Annotated in this window: 15 protein-coding genes and 2 pseudogenes; 7 read left to right on the top strand and 10 right to left on the bottom strand. The window is 71.9% G+C overall.

Annotated features, from left to right (window positions below; translation table 11 throughout):
* The first annotated feature begins 16 nt into the window (after window positions 1-16).
* From FM112_RS11465 to FM112_RS17590, 3 genes and pseudogenes are all read left to right on the top strand, one after another.
* Complete coding sequence (locus FM112_RS11465; RefSeq protein WP_087007648.1) at window positions 17-844, top strand: SDR family NAD(P)-dependent oxidoreductase; 828 nt, start codon at window positions 17-19, stop codon at window positions 842-844.
* Window positions 845-1,063: 219 nt separating this feature from the next.
* Window positions 1,064-2,749, top strand: a complete 1,686-nt coding sequence (locus FM112_RS11460; RefSeq protein ID WP_087007646.1) for a sodium:solute symporter — start codon at window positions 1,064-1,066, stop codon at window positions 2,747-2,749.
* 23 nt (window positions 2,750-2,772) lie between these two features.
* A pseudogene (locus FM112_RS17590) lies at window positions 2,773-4,134 on the top strand (FAD-dependent oxidoreductase); the annotation flags it as partial.
* 635 nt (window positions 4,135-4,769) lie between these two features.
* On the opposite strand, the gene hisS reads toward FM112_RS17590, so the two are convergent.
* Entirely contained in the window at window positions 4,770-6,080 is a 1,311-nt protein-coding gene (hisS, locus tag FM112_RS17585; protein ID WP_087007642.1) for a histidine--tRNA ligase, read from the bottom strand.
* 7 nt (window positions 6,081-6,087) lie between these two features.
* Window positions 6,088-6,795, bottom strand: coding sequence for a MazG nucleotide pyrophosphohydrolase domain-containing protein (locus tag FM112_RS11445; protein WP_087007640.1), 708 nt, complete (start codon window positions 6,793-6,795; stop codon window positions 6,088-6,090).
* Window positions 6,796-6,817: 22 nt separating this feature from the next.
* Between FM112_RS11445 and FM112_RS11440 the strand changes: the two genes are divergently transcribed.
* Both FM112_RS11440 and FM112_RS11435 read left to right on the top strand, forming a co-directional pair.
* On the top strand, window positions 6,818-7,345 hold the full coding sequence (locus FM112_RS11440; protein ID WP_087007639.1) for a hypothetical protein: 528 nt from the start codon (window positions 6,818-6,820) through the stop codon (window positions 7,343-7,345).
* 37 nt (window positions 7,346-7,382) lie between these two features.
* A complete protein-coding gene (locus FM112_RS11435) occupies window positions 7,383-7,760 on the top strand; it encodes a hypothetical protein (RefSeq protein ID WP_087007637.1) in 378 nt (125 codons plus the stop codon).
* A gap of 243 nt (window positions 7,761-8,003) precedes the next feature.
* Here the strand turns inward: FM112_RS11435 and FM112_RS17275 are convergent, their stop codons facing one another.
* Together FM112_RS17275 and FM112_RS11430 are read right to left on the bottom strand one after the other, a co-directional pair.
* Window positions 8,004-8,165, bottom strand: coding sequence for a hypothetical protein (locus FM112_RS17275; RefSeq protein ID WP_176386801.1), 162 nt, complete (start codon window positions 8,163-8,165; stop codon window positions 8,004-8,006).
* A gap of 46 nt (window positions 8,166-8,211) precedes the next feature.
* A complete protein-coding gene (locus FM112_RS11430) occupies window positions 8,212-8,868 on the bottom strand; it encodes a type IV toxin-antitoxin system AbiEi family antitoxin domain-containing protein (protein WP_140400665.1) in 657 nt (218 codons plus the stop codon).
* Between the two features lie 148 nt (window positions 8,869-9,016).
* Here FM112_RS11430 and FM112_RS17270 point away from each other — a divergent pair, with 148 nt between their 5' ends.
* Window positions 9,017-9,160, top strand: coding sequence for a hypothetical protein (locus FM112_RS17270; protein ID WP_176386800.1), 144 nt, complete (start codon window positions 9,017-9,019; stop codon window positions 9,158-9,160).
* A 200-nt stretch (window positions 9,161-9,360) separates the two neighbouring features.
* On the opposite strand, the gene FM112_RS11425 is transcribed toward FM112_RS17270, so the two are convergent.
* Entirely contained in the window at window positions 9,361-10,683 is a 1,323-nt protein-coding gene (locus tag FM112_RS11425; protein WP_087007632.1) for an NtaA/DmoA family FMN-dependent monooxygenase, read from the bottom strand.
* Between the two features lie 129 nt (window positions 10,684-10,812).
* On the opposite strand from FM112_RS11425, the gene FM112_RS11420 reads away from it, so the two are divergent.
* Window positions 10,813-12,387: a BCCT family transporter gene (locus FM112_RS11420; RefSeq protein ID WP_087007630.1), complete on the top strand. Its 1,575-nt coding sequence runs from the start codon at window positions 10,813-10,815 to the stop codon at window positions 12,385-12,387.
* A 10-nt stretch (window positions 12,388-12,397) separates the two neighbouring features.
* Here the strand turns inward: FM112_RS11420 and mfd are convergent, their stop codons facing one another.
* The 5 genes and pseudogenes from mfd to FM112_RS17265 form a co-directional block, all read right to left on the bottom strand.
* On the bottom strand, window positions 12,398-15,988 hold the full coding sequence (gene mfd / locus FM112_RS11415) for a transcription-repair coupling factor (protein WP_087007628.1): 3,591 nt from the start codon (window positions 15,986-15,988) through the stop codon (window positions 12,398-12,400).
* 82 nt (window positions 15,989-16,070) lie between these two features.
* Complete coding sequence (dtd, locus tag FM112_RS11410; RefSeq protein ID WP_087007626.1) at window positions 16,071-16,508, bottom strand: D-aminoacyl-tRNA deacylase; 438 nt, start codon at window positions 16,506-16,508, stop codon at window positions 16,071-16,073.
* Window positions 16,508-17,095 carry an aminoacyl-tRNA hydrolase gene (pth, locus tag FM112_RS11405; RefSeq protein ID WP_087007623.1) on the bottom strand — a complete coding sequence of 196 codons (588 nt, stop codon included), beginning with the start codon at window positions 17,093-17,095 and terminating at the stop codon, window positions 16,508-16,510. Before pth ends, dtd begins: the two co-directional genes overlap by 1 nt.
* A gap of 11 nt (window positions 17,096-17,106) precedes the next feature.
* Window positions 17,107-17,709, bottom strand: a complete 603-nt coding sequence (locus FM112_RS11400; protein ID WP_087007621.1) for a 50S ribosomal protein L25/general stress protein Ctc — start codon at window positions 17,707-17,709, stop codon at window positions 17,107-17,109.
* Window positions 17,710-17,848: 139 nt separating this feature from the next.
* Window positions 17,849-18,448, bottom strand: a pseudogene (locus FM112_RS17265) (hypothetical protein); the annotation flags it as partial.

Below are 18,448 nucleotides of genomic sequence, written 5' to 3'. Positions count from 1 at the left end.
AGAACGGAGCCCCATCATGACCGCCGAATCCGCCGCCGAGCGCGGCGAATCCCCCGTCGCCCTCATCACCGGCGGCGGAACCGGCATCGGCGCCGCCACCGCGGCCGCCCTCGCCGCATCCGGCTGGCGCGTCGTCGTCAGCGGCCGCCGGCTCGACCGCCTCGAGCGCACCGCCGCGCGGACCGGCGCGACGCCCGTCGTCGCCGACGCCACCGACACCGCCGCCGCGAACGCGCTCCTCGAGCAGACCCTCGAGCGCTTCGGGCGCCTCGACGGGCTCGTGCTCAACGCGGGGGTCACAGGGCGCGCCGAGGTCGCGGAGATGTCGGACGAGCTGTGGGACGACCAGATCCGCACGAACCTCACCGCGGCGTTCAAGGTCGCGCGCGCCGCGCTGCCCGGCCTCATCGAGGCGAAGGGGAGCATCGTGGGCGTGGCCTCCTCCTCGAGCCTGCGGGTGACCCCGCGCCTGCCCGCCTACAACGCCGCGAAGGCGGGGCTCGCCATGCTCATGCAGACCATCGCAGTCGACTACGGCCCCTCGGGGGTGCGGGCCAACGCGGTCTGCCCGGGGTGGACGCGCACCGAGATGGGCGACGCGGCGATGGCGCAGGTCGGCGAGCGCCTGGGGCTGGACGTCGAGGACGCCTACCGCATCGCCTCGGCCTTCCTCCCGATCCGGCGCGTCTCCGCCCCGGAGGAGATCGCCGCGACCATCGCCTGGCTACTCTCGCCCGCCGCCTCCTCCGTGACGGGCGCGGTGATCCCGGTCGACGGCGGCATGACCGCGGCCGAGCCCACCGCGGCGGGATTCGACCCGCGGGTCTCGCTGCGCCTCGACTGATCCCCGGCGGGCGGACCGCCCTCGCTCCACCCGCCGCGAATATTTGGTATGTTCATACCGAAAATTGAGCGGACACCGACGTCCCCTCGTTTCATCCATCCCGAAAGGCTCGCAATGTTGCCAGCAATCATCATCAGCATCGCCATCGGCGGCGTGCCACTGGTGTTCACCCTCATCAGCTGGGTGATCGCCCGCAAGGACTATTCGGAGGAGCAGTAGATGTTCACCATCGCAGTCATCGGCAGCTTCGTCCTCTACCTCATCGTGGGCGCCGTCGTCGGGCGCACGATCAAGACCACGGACGACTACTACGTGTCGGGCCGAAACGCTCCGACATTCCTCGTGGCGGGCACCCTCGTCGCCTCGTTCATCTCCACGGTCACGTTCATGGGCGAGCTCGGCTTCTCCTACGACGGCTTCCCGTTCCCGCTCCTGCTGCTGGTCTCCTTCAACATCTCCGGCTACGCGGTCGGCGTGCTGTTCTTCGGCCGCTACCTGCGCCGCTCGGAGGCGCTCACCGTGCCCGAGTACTTCGGCAAGCGCTTCGACTCGAAGGCCGTGCAGGCCGTGGCCGGCGCCATGGTCGTGATCGGCATCGGCCTCTACCTCGTCTCCGTCTCGCACGGCCTCGCGCTCATCCTCGCCGAGCTCATCGATCTGCCGATGTGGGCCATCCTCATCATCGTGTGGGCCTGCTACACGGTCTTCACGATGATCAGCGGCGCGCGCGGCGTGCTCATCAACGACACGATCATGTACGTGCTGTTCACCATCGCCGCCGTGGTCGGCATGGGCGTCGTGATCGGCTACGCGGGCGGCCCGGTCGAGGCCGTGGAGAAGCTCACCAACTTCGTCTCGAAGCCCGACGGCCTCGCATGGCACGGCCTCACCGGTTCGGAGTCGAGCTTCGCCGCGCCCTCCGACGCGCTGATCTACTCGCTCACCTTCGGCATCAGCTGGGCCGTGGTGGTCGCCGTCAGCCCCTGGCAGTCGAGCCGCTACCTCATGGCCAAGAACGAGCACGTGGCGCTGCGCTCCGGACTGTTCGCCACCGCCTCGCTGCTCGTGATGTACCTGTTCATCGCCTTCGGCGGCTTCGCGATCAACCTCATCAACCCGAACATCGACCCGAGCGAGGTCGCGTTCATCTGGATCGGCCAGAACTTCCTGCCCCCGGCCATCGGGATCATCATCATCACCGGCATCGTCGCGGCGGCGCTCTCCTCCGCGGCCTCCTTCCTCTCGATCATCGGGTTCTCGGCGGCCAACGACATCCTGCCGGTCATCTCGAAGCGCTTCCGGGCCCGCACCCACGTCACCACGATGACGGGCAGCATCAACACGCAGGCCGTGACCACCGAGCCCGAGAACGCCGCCACGGCGGACAAGGCGAAGCTGCAGGCCTCCCGGATCGTGATGCTCCTCATCAGCGTCGTGGTGCTCGGCCTGACCTTCGTGACCCCGCCCGTGGTGCTCGCGATCGGCTACTTCGCGGCCACCCTGTTCGCCGCGGCCTGGGGGCCGGTGGCCATCTGGTCGACGCAGTCGCGGAAGATCACGGCGCGCGGCGCCCTCGCGGGCATGATCACCGGATTCACCGTCTCGGTCGGCCTGCAGGGCCTCACCGAGTTCACGCCGCTCACGCTCCCGACCATCCTCGACCCCGTGCTGCTCGGCATGGTGCTCGGCATCATCGCCATCTATCTCGGCGATCGCGGCCGGAAGCCGTCCGAGAAGTCCCTCGCCTACTTCGACCGGATCCAGGCGGTGCCGAAGGAGGAGCGCAACCCCAGGCTCGTCCGGGGCACCGGGATCATGGCCTGGAGCGTCGTCGGCATCTGCGCCGCCGCGATCATCGCGATGATCCTGCTCTACGCGATCCCCTACGGCAACATCGTCGGCTAGCCCGGCGCCCCCGATCAGCTGCGATGCAAAGGAGAGACGTCGTGCAGCCGAACACCCCCACAGCGATCTTCCAGCCCCTCGACATCGGTCCGATGCGGGTCGAGAACCGCATCTTCTCGTCCGCGCACCAGACCACCCTCATCCGCGACCACATGCCGACCCCCGAGTTCCTCGCCTACCACCGCGAGCGGGCCCGGGGAGGCACCGGCGCGATCGTCATGGAGGCCACCGCCGTCCATCCCTCCGGGCTGCTCACGCCCAAGACCATCGCGGGCTACCTCCCGCCGATCGTCGAAGGGCTGGCCGAGGTCGCCGACACCGTCCACGGGCACGGGACGGCGCTGCTCACGCAGCTCTTCCACGGCGGCCGGGAGCAGATCGCGGCCGCACCGCGCCCGCCCGCGGTCGGCCCGAGCGCGGTGCCCTCGACGCGGTTCCACGTCGAGCCCCGGGCCCTCGAGCTCCGCGAGATCGAGGAGATCATCCGCGGCTACGCGCTCACGGCCGAGCACATGCTGGCCGCGGGCCTCGACGGCCTCGAGATCTCCTCCTCCCACGCCTACCTGCCCTCGCAGTTCTTCACGCGCCGGAGCAACCACCGCGCCGACCGCTACGGCCCGGAGCATCCGCTGCGCTTCCTCGCCGAGGTCGTGGCGGCCGTGCGCGAGCGTGTGGGCGACCGCCTCGCCGTGGGGCTGCGCCTCGCGCTCGACGAGATGTCGGCGTCCGGCCTCGACGAGTCGGCCTGCATCGACGTCGCGGCGGAGGTGGCCGAGCGGCTGCCGATCGACTACGTGTCGTACACGATGGGCGACTCGGCGACGTTCTCCGGCGGGGCGTTCATCGCGCCGCGGCCGCGGACCATGCCCGAGAGCATCCTCGCCCGACTGCCGCGCCGCGAGGAGCGCGGCGGACCCGTCGTGATGGCCACCACCCGCGTGGTGGACATCGAGGAGGCCGAGGAGGCGGTGCGCACGGGCCTCGTCGACATGGTCGGCATGACCCGGGCGCAGATCGCGGACCCGCACCTCGTGCGCAAGGCGCGCGAGGGCGAGCCGATCATCCCGTGCATCGGCTGCAACGTGGGCTGCATCGGCCACTACCACGCCGGCCTGCCGATCGCGTGCATCGTCAATCAGGCCACGGGGCGGGAGACGCTGCTGCCGCAGCCCGCGGTGCGGCGCGAGGCCGAAGCGCCCGCGGCGGCGCGGGTCGCGGTGATCGGCGGCGGCGTCGCGGGCATGTCCGCCGCGGCGGAGCTCGCCGGCGCGGGCGCCTCGGCGACCGTGTTCGAGCGCGAGCCGGCGATCGGCGGGCAGCTGCGGCTGGCGGGAGGCGCGCCGGACCACGAGTACACGTGGGGAGCCTGGCGGGCCTGGCAGGAGGAGCTCGTCGAGCACCTCGGCATCGACGTCCGCCTCGGCGCCGAGCCCTCGGCGGAGGAGCTCGCGGAATTCGACGAGGTGATCGACGCGCGCGGCGCGCGGCCCTTCGTGGAATCGCAGTTCGAGGGAGGACTGGGCGCGCGGGTCGTCGACGCGTGGGCCTTCCTGCGGGATCCCGATGCGCACCTCGACGGCGACGTGCTGGTGAGCGACTGGGGCGGGGAGCCCACGGGCCTCGACTGCGTGGAGGCGATCCTCGCCCGCGGCGGCCGCGTGCACTACGCCTACGCGGGCTCCGAGCCCGCGGTGAACATCCACCAGTACCAGCGCTTCGGCTACCTCAAGCGCATCGACGTGCCGGAGTGCACCGTGCGGCCCTTCACGCAGGCCGACGCGGTCGACGGCCGCGTGGTGCTGCGCGGCTCGTTCTCGGACCGCGTGCACGAGCTGCCGGAGGGCGTCACGACCGTGGTGCTCGCGCACGGCCGGGTGCCCGCGGTCGACCCCGAGGCGGCGCGCGGCGTGCGCGTGGGCGATCTCGACGGCCCCCGCTCGCTCGAGGAGGCCGCGCTCGAGGGGCATCGGGCCGCGCGGACCGCGCTCGCGGCTGCCGGCCGGGGCTGCCGGTCGAGCGGCTACTGCTCCAGCGGCTCGAGCGCGATGCCCGCCGGGTCCTCGACGTGCTCCGCGCGGATGTGGGCGACGTGGGTGAATCCCTCGCCCGCCGCGCGGTCGAGCAGGTTGCGCACGTTCTTCGGCCGCCGCTCGATCCGGACGCGGCGGCCCGGCTTCAGCAGCGCGCGCTTGACCCGCATCGTGTCGGCGATCGGCAGCTTCTTGTCGACGAGCGCCAGGACCGCCTCCTCGCCGCCGCCCTCGAGCTCGCGCACGAGGTCGACGATGCGCTCGAAGCCGATCGAGAATCCGCAGGCCGGCACGTCCTGGCCGAGGAAGCGGCCGATCATGCCGTCGTAGCGGCCGCCGCCGCCGACCGAGGAGCCCGACTCGGGGTGCGCGACCTCGAAGATCGTGCCCGTGTAGTAGCCCATGCCGCGCACGAGCGTGGGGTCGAAGACGAGGGGCAGCGCGCCGCCGCCGGCCGCGACCGCCTCGGCGATCCCGCCGAGGGACTCCGCCGCGGCGACGGCGGCCTCCTGCTCGCGCAGCCCCTCGGGCAGCGCGTCGAGGATGCGCGCCGTCTCCAGCGGGATGCCCGCCTCGATCGTCTCGGCCCAGCCCGCGAGCGCCGCGCGGATGCGCTCGGCGGCCGCGGGGCTGGTCTCGGCGAGCTCGGCCACGACGCCCTCGGCGCCGATCTTGTCGAGCTTGTCGATGGAGATGAGCGCGCCGGGCTGCTCGGCCTCCGCGAATCCGCACCAGTCGAGCAGGGCGTTGAGGAGCCGCCGGTCGTTGACGCGGATGGTGCACGTGTCGAGGCCGAGCGAGGCGAGGGCGGCCGAGCCGGCGACGAGCAGCTCGGCCTCGGCGAGCGCGCCGGCCTCGCCGAGGATGTCGATGTCGCACTGCACGAACTGGCGGTAGCGCCCCTTCTGCGGGCGCTCGGCCCGCCAGACCGGGCCGATCTGCAGGCTGCGGAACACCGCGGGCAGCGTGCCGCGATGCGTGGCCACGAAGCGCGCGAGGGGCACCGTGAGGTCGAAGCGCAGCCCGAGGTCGCTCAGCGCGAGGGGGTCGCCGCCCTCGGCCGCGGCGGCGAGCGCCTCGCGGTCGATGCCGCGCCGCAGGATCGCGAAGGAGAGCTTCTCGTTGTCCCCGCCCATGCCGGAGTGGAGCCGCGCCGAGTCCTCCACCACGGGCGTCTCGATCTCGTCGAAGCCGTGGGCCGCGTAGGCGGTGCGGATCTTCGCGAGGACGCGCTCGCGGCGGCGCTTGTCTGCGGGCACGAAATCGCGCATTCCGCGCGGGGGGTTGATCTGTGTGGCCATTGCTCCATTATCGCCCTTCCGCCGAGTCCTCCGCGGCGGCCGCGGCCTCGTGCTCGCGGATGCGCGATTCGAGCCGCCGCACCGCGCGCCGCAGGGAGCCCTCGGCGTCGAAGCCGGCCTGGTTCGCCGCCGCGACGGCGGCGAGGAGGGCCTCGCCGAAGGAGTCCTCCTTCTCGAGCCCGTGCACTCCCCCGGTGAGCGCCTCGGGAGCGGTCTCGAGGCCGAGCCGTTCGGCGCGGCGCAGCACCTTGGCGGCGAGCGCGAGCGCCGGCATGGCGTGCGAGACGCCGTCGAGCACCGAGGTGCGGTCGCGCTTCTCGCGGGCCTTGGCCTCTTCCCAGAGCCGGATGATCTCGTCCATGTCGCGCGTCGGGGCGGGGCCGAAGACGTGGGGGTTGCGGGCGAGGAGCTTCTCGGCCTGGTCGCGGGCGACGTCCTCGAACGTGAACTCCCCCGCCGCCGCGGCGATGTCGGCGTGGAAGAGCACCTGGAACAGCAGGTCGCCGAGCTCCTCGCGCAGGTCCCCGGGCGCGCCCTCCTCGATCGCGTCGATCACCTCCGCCGACTCCTCGGTGAGGTAGGGCACGAGCGACTCGTGCGTCTGCGACTCGTACCAGGCGCAGCCGCCCTCGCCGCGGAACCGGGCGACGGTCTCGAGCAGCCGCTCGAGCTCGGGGTGCTTCGGGGGCCGGGCGGCGGGTTCTTCCTGCTGCATCGCCCCAGGCTAGCCTGGCTGCATGTCCTTCCTCGCGCGCATCCCCGCCTCCGTCTACCTCATCGGCCTCGCGGCGGCGCTGCTCTCGGCCGGGGGCATCGGCATGGCGATGTGGAACGATGCCGCCGAGACCGAGCGGGTGGCCCTCGGCGGCGGCGCGAACATGCAGGCGGGGCTGGCCTACGCCTTCTTCGCGGGCATCGTGCCCGCGTTCACGTGGATCGGCGCCGGCATCGCCTCGGGCATCCTCGTCGCCAAGCGCGTCCGCGGTCGGCAGGATGCGGGCGCGCTCGAGCAGGGCTGGGGCATCCGCGCGACGACCTCGCTCGGGCACATGCTCGCCGTGCTGCTGCTCGCGAGCATGATCGTGTGGCTCTGCTGGCTCGCCGTGGACGCGATCCTGTACCGCGCCTACGGCGAGTACGCCGAGGTCGGCTCGATGACGCGCAACGTGCCCGCCGTGTTCGGCCTCGTCTTCGGCCTCGGCATGACCGGCGCGCTGCCGGCGATCCTGCTCACCGCGAGCGCGCCCGGGCCGGATGACGAATGATGCGCCGCACCATCAGCGCCGAGCCCGGTTCTGTCGGATGACCGCGCTCGACATCGCGGGAAGGTTCCTCCTGCTCTCCGCTCTCACCGGGTTCATCGCCTCGGGTGTGCAGTTCGGCCATCCGATGGCCTATTTCTTGTTCCCAGTGCTGCTCTGCATCGATATCGTTGCGGCAGCGGCATTCGCCGCAACCATCTGGACGGTACGAGCAACGGCTTCCACAGGGAGGCTCTGGCTGGCGCCGCTGGTCTTCAGCGCGGTCACCGGGATCGCGTTCAACGCTCTGCATATCGCCGATGTCGGGGCGCCGTACTGGTGGCAGAGCACCCTGCTCTGGATCGCCAACATGGCTGTCCCCGCCTTCGCGGCGTGGTACTGGTGGGCCCGTACCCGCGAGCCGCATGTCGACTATTGACCGTCAAGGGCGGCTCTCTCCGTAATGCCTCGGGAATATTTCGACGAGCGACGCGGAATCAGCCCGGGCCGCCCCGAGCACGACGGAGCAGCTCGCCGGTGAGTTCAGGATGGCCCTACAGGCGGTCGAAGGGTTCATGAAGTACCGGGAGCGCCGGTGCCAGCGGCGATCAGGAGCGGCTGGGCGCAGACCGGCAGTAGAGGCCGATCTGCTTGCCGTTGCGCGTGTGCTCCCGGACGAAGATCATCCCGGCGGCGCTTCGGGTGGTGCTATCGAGGGGGCTCCGTGCTGGTGGTGCTTCTGGTCGGTCCAGCCGTCGACGGGTTCGGTCTTGAGCAGCACGACGATATCGACGAGGTCCTTCTCGCGGAACGAGCTGCGGCCGCCGGCATAGATCGGCTGCATCGTGGTGCAGATCTTGTCGGCGAGCTGATCGGCGACGGGAAGCTGCTCATGCTGCTCGAGAGTAGTGATCGATCCCGAGGTCGGCGGCCAGGAGTTCGCGGTCGATGTCGCGGCCGAGCTCATAGCCGGTGAGCGCGTCGAGGTGGGTGCGGAGCGCGGTGTCGTCGAGGGGGCCGCGTTCGCGGGCCTGGTCGATGACCTCGCGCATGATGGATCGGTCGCCGACGAGGGTGAGGACGTCGGCGATGGCACGTTCGAGGGTCATCACGGGCAGTTCCTCGACCACGGTGATCTCGTGATCGCTCAGCTGGCGGCGGCGGAATCGGACGGCGGTGTTGCGGGTCTGGAGCCGACGGGGGCTCACGAAGTCGAAGTGCGGGAGGGGCAGGTAGTAGTCGCCGTGGAGCCGAAGTGCGGCGTAGCCGGCGACGGTGATGCCGTCGGCGAGGTGAGTGAAACGGTCGTAGGCGGGTGTCCGCGGGTCTGCGGCGAGCCAGGCCGCTCGGAGGTCCTCGAACTCGGGCTCCGGGCTGCCGGTGAGGCGGTAGACGCGCGGCTTGATGCGGGTGATCAGCCCGGCGGTGTCGAGGCGCGAGAGCTCCATGTGGGTGACACCGGCCTGCCCGGCTTGCGCCGTGGTGAACATCCCCCACTGCCAGGAGGTCAGATCGCCGAGGCGGGCGAGTGCAGAGAGCATAGTCATGCTGCAATTCTAACACTCATGGTTATTATTGCAGTATTAAAATCGACAATCCCGCTCGATGGGACGCTACGGCCGGCGACTACCCGGTGCAGTGCGGGCGGGATCGCGATGAACGCCGCGCTCCGATAACGGGGGTACGGTACGTGCCGTGATCCCGATTCCCGCTTCAGACATCACCGTGAAGGCGTTGGAGGACACCGTGCTCGGGGTGGCGTCGAAGGTGCTGGAACTGCACTGCGGGAAGCCGGTAGAGCCGAAGCGAGTCTTGCTGGTGAACGGTGAGGGTCACTGATGCTGAGCGAAGTCGTCGAAGTCCCTGCCGAGTATTGATGCCGGTCTCGGGCACCCTGGAGTCGGAGCCGGATCGGGGGCCGAGGCTGCGGGCCTGTTCAATACTCTCTCCCCACCGAGTGCCTCGAACGTCTCCTTGGTGGCTTCGGCCTGGTCGCCGAGGTTGCGGGTGAGGGTATCGACGTCGTCGACGTTGCGGATTCAGCCTTGGGCCTCCCCGAGCCCGAGCGTCTCGCGGAGCGTCCTCGGCGCGGCGCCTTCCGCGGGCACGAGGCCGCGTCGGCGCAGCTCCGGCATGAGGTCCTCGGCCCAGCGGCGCATCGCCTCGAGGTTCGAGACCTGCACGATGAAGCCGTCGCACGCGTCGGCCTCGAGCCATCGGGCCATCTCGTCGGCGACGTGGCCCGCGGGCCCCGCCATGATGAGCGTGCCCTGCGCGCCGAGCTCGACCACGACGGCGTCGAGGGGCAGGCCGCGCGTGCGGCACTCCTCGAGGTGGTCGGCGAGCCACGTGCCCTCGTTGACGAGCGCGCGCTCCACATCGCGGAGCCCGATCGCGCCCTCGGGCTCGCGCTCGATCGCCCTCGCGACGCGCTCGCGCACCCGGCCGAACGCATCGTGGCGGCGCACGTGCTCGGCGCGCGCCGCCTCGGGCGGAACCCCGTCGTCGACGAGGTGCAGCATGAGCTTGAGCAGCAGCTTCGGCGCGGGCCGTTCGAGGCCCTGCTCCCGCTGGATTCCGCGGATCGAGTCGCGGTAGGCCCGCGCATCCGCCATCGCGGTCTGCATGCCGAACACGCAGTCGGCGCTCGCCGCGGCGAGCCGCTGCCCGGGAGGGGATTGGCCGGCCTGGAAGATCACCGGCTCGCCCTGCCGCGAGCGCTCGATGTTCAGCGGTCCGGCGACCGAGAAGAACCGGCCCTCGTGGTCGAGCCCGTGCTGCTTGGCGAGGTCGAGGTACTCCCCCGTCCCGCGGTCGCGGGGGAACGCGTCGGCGTCGTAGCTGCGCCAGAGCCCCTTGACGACCTCGATCGCCTCCGCGGCGCGGGCGTAGCGGGTCTCGTGATCGGCCTGCGCGTCGAGCCCGAAGTTGCGCGCGGCGCGGTCGCCGAGCGAGGTGACCACGTTCCAGCCCGCGCGCCCCCGGCTGAGGTGGTCGAGCGACATGAGCATGCGGGCGAGGTTGTAGGGGTGCTGGTACGAGGCCGAGAACGTGCCCACGAGGCCGACACGCTCGGTGGCGGCCGCCAGGTACGACAGCACCGAGAGCGGCTCGAATCGGGAGAGGTAGTGCGGCGGGCCCAGCGGGTCGACGAACACGGCGTCGGCGACGAAGAGGAAGTCGACGCCCGCCTCGTCCGCCATGCGCGCCACGGCGCCGTACCAGTCGGGGTTCACCGAGGCGTCGACCGGCTCGGCGGGATCGAGCCACGCCCGCTCGTCGTCGGGCGCGCCCGACGCGGTGAGCATCGCGCCGAGGAGCAGTCGCCGCGCGGGAGCGTCGGGGCCGGTCGCCTGGATCATCGTCGTTCGCCTTCCCCGGAGCGCATCCGGTCGTTCGAGGGCCGTCGCCTCAAGTATGCGCCGCCCGCGGCTTCGGCTGCCAATCCGCCCGAGGCCGCGGATCGCGCCCCATCGGGTTATGGTTGGCAGATGCACTCCGATGCCCCGCGCGGGCCAGTCCCCGGGCGCCGGCGGCCGAGCCCGGCCAGCATCGCGTCGCTCGCCGTCGTCGTCCTGCTCCTGCTCGCCGCACTCGTCGTCCCCGACCTGTTCGGCGCCGCCGTCGACTCGGTGTTCGGCTGGTCGACGCGATGGCTCGGGGGCGCGCTGCTCATCGGGCCGCTGCTGCTGCTCGTGTTCATCGTCGTGCTCGCCTGCACGCGGTTCGGGCGCGTGCGGCTGGGCCGCGACGACGAGCGCCCCGAGTTCTCGACCGCCGCGTGGGTGGCGATGCTGCTCTCGGCCTCCGTCGGGGTCGGCGTCGTCAGCTACGGCGTCTCGGAGCCGCTCACGCACTTCCTCGCGCCCCCGCTCGAGACCGTCGGCGCCGAGACCCGCGAGGCGGCCGTCCTCGGGCTGCGCGCGACGTTCTTCGAGTGGGGCGTCATGGGCTGGGGCATCTTCGGCGCCGTCGGGCTCGCGATCGGCTACGCGACCCATCGGCTCGGCCGCGACGCCCGGATCTCGACGGCGCTCCGGCCGCTCCTCGGCCGTCATCACCGGGGCTGGGCGGGCCAGGCGGTGGATGCGATCGCGATCGTCGCGACGCTGTTCGGCTCCGCCACCTCCCTCGGCCTCGGCGCGATCCAGTTCAACTCGGGCATGCAGTCGCTCTGGGGCGTCGCGAGCGGCCCGTGGATCCAGGGCGCGATCATCGTGGCGTTCACGGCGCTGTTCACCCTCTCGGCGGTCACCGGCGTGGCCCGCGGCGTGCGCTGGCTCAGCAACGTCGCCATGGTCATCGCGGGCGCGCTGCTCGTGTTCGTCGCGGCCGTCGGGCCCTTCGCCGAGACGATGGGCCTGGTCGCCCGCGCCTTCGGCGACTTCCTCGTCACGCTCGTGCCGATGTCCTTCGCGAGCTACGCGGGCGGCTACGACCAGGAGTGGCTCGCGGCCTGGCCGTACTTCATGATGGCCTGGTGGATCGGCTGGGGCGCCTTCGTCGGCGTCTTCCTCGCCCGCATCTCCCGGGGCCGCAGCATCCGCCAGGTGGTCGCGGGCGTGGTCGTCGTCCCGGGGCTCGTGTTCTGCCTCTGGTTCGGCGTGCTCGGCGCCAACGGCGTGCTCATGCACGGCGCCTCGCCGGAGTTCGCGGCGGCCGCAGCGGGCGACGCGCAGTCGGCCACCTTCGCGCTGCTCGAGCAGTTCCCGCTCGGCGCCGTGACGATCCCCGTCACGATGTTCCTCGTCGCGCTGTTCTTCATCTCGGGCGCGGATGCGAACACGCACGTGCTCGCGATGCTCGCGGGCGGCTCGCCCGAGCGTCCGCGCCCCGGCGGCCTCATCGTCTGGGGCGCGGCCACGGGAGCGATCGCGCTCGCGCTGCTGGTCATCGGCGGCCTCGGCATGCTGCAGATGTTCGTGATCGTGCTCGCGCTGCCGTTCCTCGTGATCATCGGCGCGCTCGCCGTCGCCCTGGTCCGGCAGCTCCGGGCGGATGCGCGCGAGGAGGGGCCGGGGCCCGCGGCGCTCGCCGCGGCGGGCGTGCGGGACGCGGAGGGCTGATCCCGGGGCGCTACCCGGCGCCCTCCTCGCCGTCCTGCTCAACCGACTCCTCGGTCGCGTCGAACAGCGCGCGGAACACCCCGCGCACCCATTCGATGAACTCGGCATCGCCGACCGGCTCGCCCATCCGCCCCGCGGGCAGCGGCAGGTTGAGCACGTGCCCCGCCTCGAGGTACTTGCCGCCCGGGTACATCCGCCGCAGCCGCATCTGCTTCGAGTCGGTGAGCACCGCCGGCGTGATCCGCAGCAGCCGGCCCATCGCCACGATCTCCCCGAGCCCGAGCCGCACCGCCATGCGGCGGATGCGCGAGACCGCGAGCAGCGTCTGCACGGGCTCCGGCAGCTCGCCGTAGCGGTCGCGCAGCTCGTCGACCACGAGGTCGAGCTGGCCGGGCTTCGCGCCGGGCGAGGCGGCCGAGGAGAGCTTCTGGTAGGCCTCGAGCCGCAGCCGCTCGGAGTCGATGTACTCGTCGGGGATGCGCGCGTCCACCGGCAGCTCGAGCCGCAGCTCGGTCTGCACCTCGGGGGCCTCGCCGCGGAACGCGTCCACGGCCTCGCCGATCATCCGCAGGTAGAGGTCGAAGCCCACGCCCGCGATGTGGCCCGACTGCTCGCCGCCGAGCAGGTTGCCCGCGCCGCGCAGCTCGAGGTCCTTCATGGCCACCTGCATGCCCGAGCCGAGCTCGTTGTTGGCGGCGATGGTCTCGAGCCGGTCGTGCGCCGTCTCGGTGAGCGGCCGGTTGCCGTCGTACAGGAAGTACGCGTAGGCGCGTTCGCGGCCCCGGCCCACGCGGCCGCGCAGCTGGTGCAGCTGGCTGAGCCCGTAGCGCTCGGCGTCGTCGATGATCAGCGTGTTCGCGTTGGGGATGTCGAGCCCGGTCTCCACGATGGTCGTGGTCACGAGCACGTCGAACTTGCGCTCCCAGAAGTCGACGATCACCTGCTCGAGCCGCTTCTCCGAGAGCCGGCCGTGGGCGACCGCGATGCGGGCCTCGGGCACGAGCTCCGCGAGATGCGCGGCCACCTTGTTGATCGTGGCGGTGCGGTTGTGCACGTAGAACACCTGCCCCTCGCGCAGCAGCTCGCGGCGCAGCGCCGCGGTGATCTGCTTGTCCGAGCGCGGCCCCACGAAGGTGAGGATGGGATGCCGGTCCTCGGGCGGGGTCGCGAGCGTGGACATCTCGCGGATGCCCGTCACGGCCATCTCGAGCGTGCGCGGGATGGGCGTCGCGCTCATCGCGAGCACGTCGACATTGGTCTTGAGCGACTTGAGCTTCTCCTTGTGCTCGACGCCGAAGCGCTGCTCCTCGTCGACGATGATGAGCCCGAGGTCCTTGTAGGTGAAGGAGTCGGAGAGGATGCGGTGGGTGCCGATGACGATGTCGACCGAGCCGTCCGCGAGCCCCTGGCGCGCCTCCTCGGCCTCCTTGTCGGTCTGGAAGCGGCTGACGCCGCGCACCTGCACCGGGAAGCCGGCCATGCGCTCGGTGAAGGTCTCGAGGTGCTGCCTGACCAGCAGCGTGGTGGGCACGAGCACGACGACCTGCTTGCCGTCCTGCACCGCCTTGAACGCCGCGCGCACGGCCACCTCGGTCTTGCCGAAGCCCACGTCGCCCGCGAGCAGCCGATCCATCGGCACGGGCCGCTCCATGTCGCGCTTGACGTCCTCGATGGTCTGCAGCTGATCGGGAGTCTCGATGAAGGGGAAGGCCTCCTCGAACTCGTGCTGCCACGGGGTGTCGGGCGAGAACGCGAAGCCCTTCGACGCGGTGCGGGCCGAGTAGAGCTTGACGAGCCCGACCGCGATGTCGCGGGTGGCCTTGCGCGCCTTCGACTTCGTGGCGGCCCAGTCGCTGCCGCCCATCTTCGAGAGCGCGGGGCTGTCCCCGCCCACGTACCGCGTGAGCTGCGAGAGCTGATCGGTGGGGACCAGCAGCTTGTCGCCGGGATGGCCGCGCTTCGAGGGCGCGTATTCGAGCACGAGGTACTCGCGCTGCGAGCGCTTGCCGCCCGCGCCGGGGATGGGCACCTCGCGCTGCTCGAGCCGCAGGAACCGGGCGACGCCGTGCTGGTCGTGCACGACGAAATCCCCCGCCTTGAGCTGCAGCGGATCGACGACGGCGTTGGCGCGGCGGCGCGCGAGCTTGCGGGGCGCGGCCGCGTTGTAGCCGGCGGCGCGGCCGTAGAAGTCGGATTCGGTGAGCAGCGCGAGCCGCTGCTCCGGCAGCTGCGCGCCCGCGGTGAGGGGCGCCTGCACCAGGTACGCGACCCCTGCTTCGAGCCCCTCCTCGGGCAGCGAGTCCACGGGGCGCCCCGCCGCGCCGCGCTCCGCGAGCACCTGCTGGGCGCGCTCCACGAGCCCCTGCCCGTTCGCGGCCATGACCACCCGCCAGCCCGCGCCCAGCAGCTCGACGACGTGGTCGATCGCGCCCTCGGAGTTGCCCGCGAAGGAGGGCACCGGCTCGGCCTCCACGTGGAAGGTGCCGTCCTCGTCGCCACCGAAGGGCGAGATGGTCCACCAGGGCCGCTCCCCCTTGATGCCGCGCAAGTGGCTCACCGAGACGTAGTCGCCGCCGGAGAGGTCGATCGGGGCGTCGGCGCCCGCCGTGACGGCGCTCCACGCCGCGTCGAGGAACTCGCGGTTGGTCTCGCGCAGGTCGGTGGCGCGGGAGGCGACGCGCTCGGGTGCGAGCACCGCGATCGCCGCGTCCGCCGGCAGGTAATCCACGATGGGCACGAGCCGCTCGACGAGCGCGGGCGCGAGGGACTCCATGCCCTCGACGGGGATGCCCTCGGCGATCTTCGAGAGCATGCCCTCGATGTTCGGGAACTCGTGCTCCATCTCCCGGGCCCGGGCTCGCACGGCGTCCGTGAGCAGCAGCTCGCGGCTCGGGGTGAGCAGCGCCGCGTCCACGGTCTCGTCGTAGGAGCGCTGATCCGAGACGCCGAAGGGGCGGATCTCATCCACCTCGTCCCCGAAGAAGTCGATGCGCAGCGCGTGCTCCGAGTCGGGCGGGAAGACGTCGAGGATGCCGCCGCGCACGGCGAACTCGCCGCGCCGGGTCACCATGTCCACCCGCTGGTACGCGAGCTCGACCAGCCGCACCGCGACGCGCTCGAGGTCGTTGCCGCGCGAGCCCTGCTCGAGCACGATGGTGAGCGGCTCGTCGAGGCCCGGCATGAGCGGCTGCAGCGCCGCCCGGACCGAGGCGAAGAGCACGAACGGGGCCTCCGGGCGCTCCCGGCGCCGCCAGTCGCCGAGGGCGCGCATCGCGGCCATCCGCCGGCCCGTGGTGTCGGCCGAGGGGCTCAGCCGCTCGTGCGGAAGGGTTTCCCACGCGGGGAACTCGACGACCTCCGCCCGCGGCAGGAAGGCCCGCAGGTCGGTCGAGTACTGCTCCGCCTCGCGGCTCGTGGCGGTGACCACGAGCAGCAGCGGCGGGTGGCCGAGCAGTCGCGCGCGCTCCTCGACGAGCTCGGCGAGCAGCGGCGCCCGCAATCCGTCGACGAGGGTGAAGTCGGCGTCCCGACCGGCCCGGTTCGCGGCGTTCGCGAAGGAATCGGAGGCCTGGGCTGCAGCTAAGAATCCGTGGAGGCTCACCAGAGAAGTCTACGCAAGGCGCCGAGCCCGGAGGCCGCGCAAGGCTGAGCCCGCGCAAGGCCGTCGTCAGGCGAATCCCGCGTCACGCGAGGTCGGCGGAGTCCAGCAGGATCGTGAAGGGGCCCTCGTTCACCGAGGCGACCCGCATCATGGCGCCGAAGCGTCCGGACTCGACGTGCAGGCCCTGCTCCCGCAGCAGCGCGCCCAGGCGGTCGACGAGGGGCTCGGCCTCCGCCCCGCCCGCGGCGTCCGACCAGGACGGGCGCCGCCCCTTGCGCGCGTCGCCGTAGAGCGTGAACTGGCTCACGAGGAGGATCGGCGCGTCGAGGTCGAGCGCGCTCACCTCGCCGTCGAAGATGCGCAGCCCCGCGAGCTTGCGGGCGAGCTTGGCCGCATCCGCCTCGCCGTCCCCGTGGGTGACGCCGGCGAGCACGAGCAGGCCGGGGCGCGGCAGCGAGCCGACGATCTCGCCGTCGACCTCGACGGAGGCGCTGCTGCAGCGGGTGGCGACGAGGCGCACTACGCGCCCCGAGAGTGGACGGTCTGCTGCGCGTCCACGAGGCCGCGCTCGGCGATGAGCTCGACGGCGTCGGCCGCCTCCTGCACGAGCACGCCGAGGGTCTCGCGCTCGCCGTTCGAGAACGGGCGGAGCACGTAGTCCGCGGGGTCCTGCCGCCCGGGCGGGCGGCCGATGCCGACCCGCACGCGCAGGTAGTCGGGACCGATCGCGGAGGAGATGTCGCGCAGCCCGTTGTGGCCGCCGTGGCCGCCGCCGCGCTTGAGCTTGAGCCCGTCGAAGGGCAGGTCGAGCTCGTCGTGGACGACGATCACCCGCTCCGGGGGGACGGAGTAGTACTTGGCGAGCTGGGAGACCGGCCCGCCCGAGACGTTCATGAAGCCGTTCGACTTCGCGAGGACGAGCTTCGGGCCGCCCGGCGCCGGGCGGCCCTCGGCCACGACCGCGTTCGCCCGCGGGTGGCGGCGGAAGGACTCCGCCAGCCGCCCCGCGAGCTCGTCGACCACCATGTGGCCGACGTTGTGACGCGTCGCCCGGTAGCGGTCCCCGGGGTTCCCGAGACCGACCACGAGCCACGCATCCGATGCCATGACCGTGCGGACTACTCCGCGTCCTCTTCGGTCTCCTCGGCCTCGTCATCGCCCTCGGCGACCTCGGCGCGGGGCTCGATGATCGAGAGCACGACGATCTCGGTCTCCTCGTCCGCGAGCGAGAGGCCCGCGGGGAGCTTGAGCTCGGTGGTGAGGATCGAGGTGCCCACCTCGAGACCCTCGACGTCGACCTCGACGAACTCGGGGATGTCGGTGGCGTCCGCGAGCACGGCGACCGAGCTCGTGTCCTGCACGACGATGCCGCCGGGGAAGGGCTCGCCGACGACGTGGATCGGCACCTCGACCTCGACCTGCTCGCCCTTGCGGACGAGGAGGAGGTCGACGTGCTCGATGACCTGGCGGACCGGGTCGCGCTGCACGTCCTTCACGAGCGCGAGCTCCTTGGCGCCCTCGATGTCGAGCTCGATCAGCGCGTTGGCCTTGCGCAGCAGCAGCATGGTCTCGTGGCCCGGCAGCGTGAGGTGCTGCGGGGCGGTGCCGTGGCCGTAGAGGACCGCGGGGATCTGGTCCTTCGCGCGGATCTTGCGGGCCGCGCCCTTGCCGAACGAGGTGCGCACGACGGCACTGAGCGTGTTTTCAACGGACTGGGCCATTGGATGTCCTTTCGATGGGAGAGTTCCCGTGTGAGTTGCGGCGCAACGCACGCGAACGCGTGGCTGCGCCCCGAAAGGCTCCACTCGACCGCGTCGATAACGGATGCGGGTGCATCCCTCGCCGAAGTACAGCTGTCTACTATACACCGCCGCCGCTCGCCCTGCGGACCTGCCGACGTCCGCTGCGCCGCGCGAAATGCGCGCCGATGCCGGCGAAGAGCATGAATGCGGCGACCGGGACGAGGTAGGGCACGCCCGTGTAGAGGAACTCGCCGGAGAGGAACCCGCCCGGGATGCGCTCGCCGAACAGCAGCAGCACGATGCTCACCAGCAGCAGGATCCCGCCGAAGAGGCCGGTGCCGAGGCCGGACATGCCGAGCGTGAGCGCCGAGACGATCGCCGGGATCGCGAAGATCGCCACGGTCACGAGGTAGATCATCCCGATGCCCCCGCCGAGCTGGGTCGCGAGGTTCACCCCGAAGGACTCGAAGCGGACGACGCGGCTGATGTCCCAGGCGGCGAACACGAGCCCGGCAGCCGCGAAGAGGTTGATGAGCACCGACCCGAGCCGGGCGCCGGCCCGGGAGGCGAGCGGTCCCGCCGCGCCGCGGCCCGAGTCCGGGAGCGCCGCGCCGCCTGCGCCGACGATGCCGGCGAATCCGGCGCCCCCGTAGGCGGGCGCGGAGGGCCCGCCGTACCCGCCCGATGCGGCGGGCTGCGGGGCGGGGCGCGTCGGGGC

Source organism: Gulosibacter sp. 10 (genome assembly GCF_900163695.1).
Classification (GTDB): Bacteria; Actinomycetota; Actinomycetes; order Actinomycetales; family Microbacteriaceae; genus Gulosibacter.
This window is presented reverse-complemented; position numbering and strand designations above follow the sequence as displayed.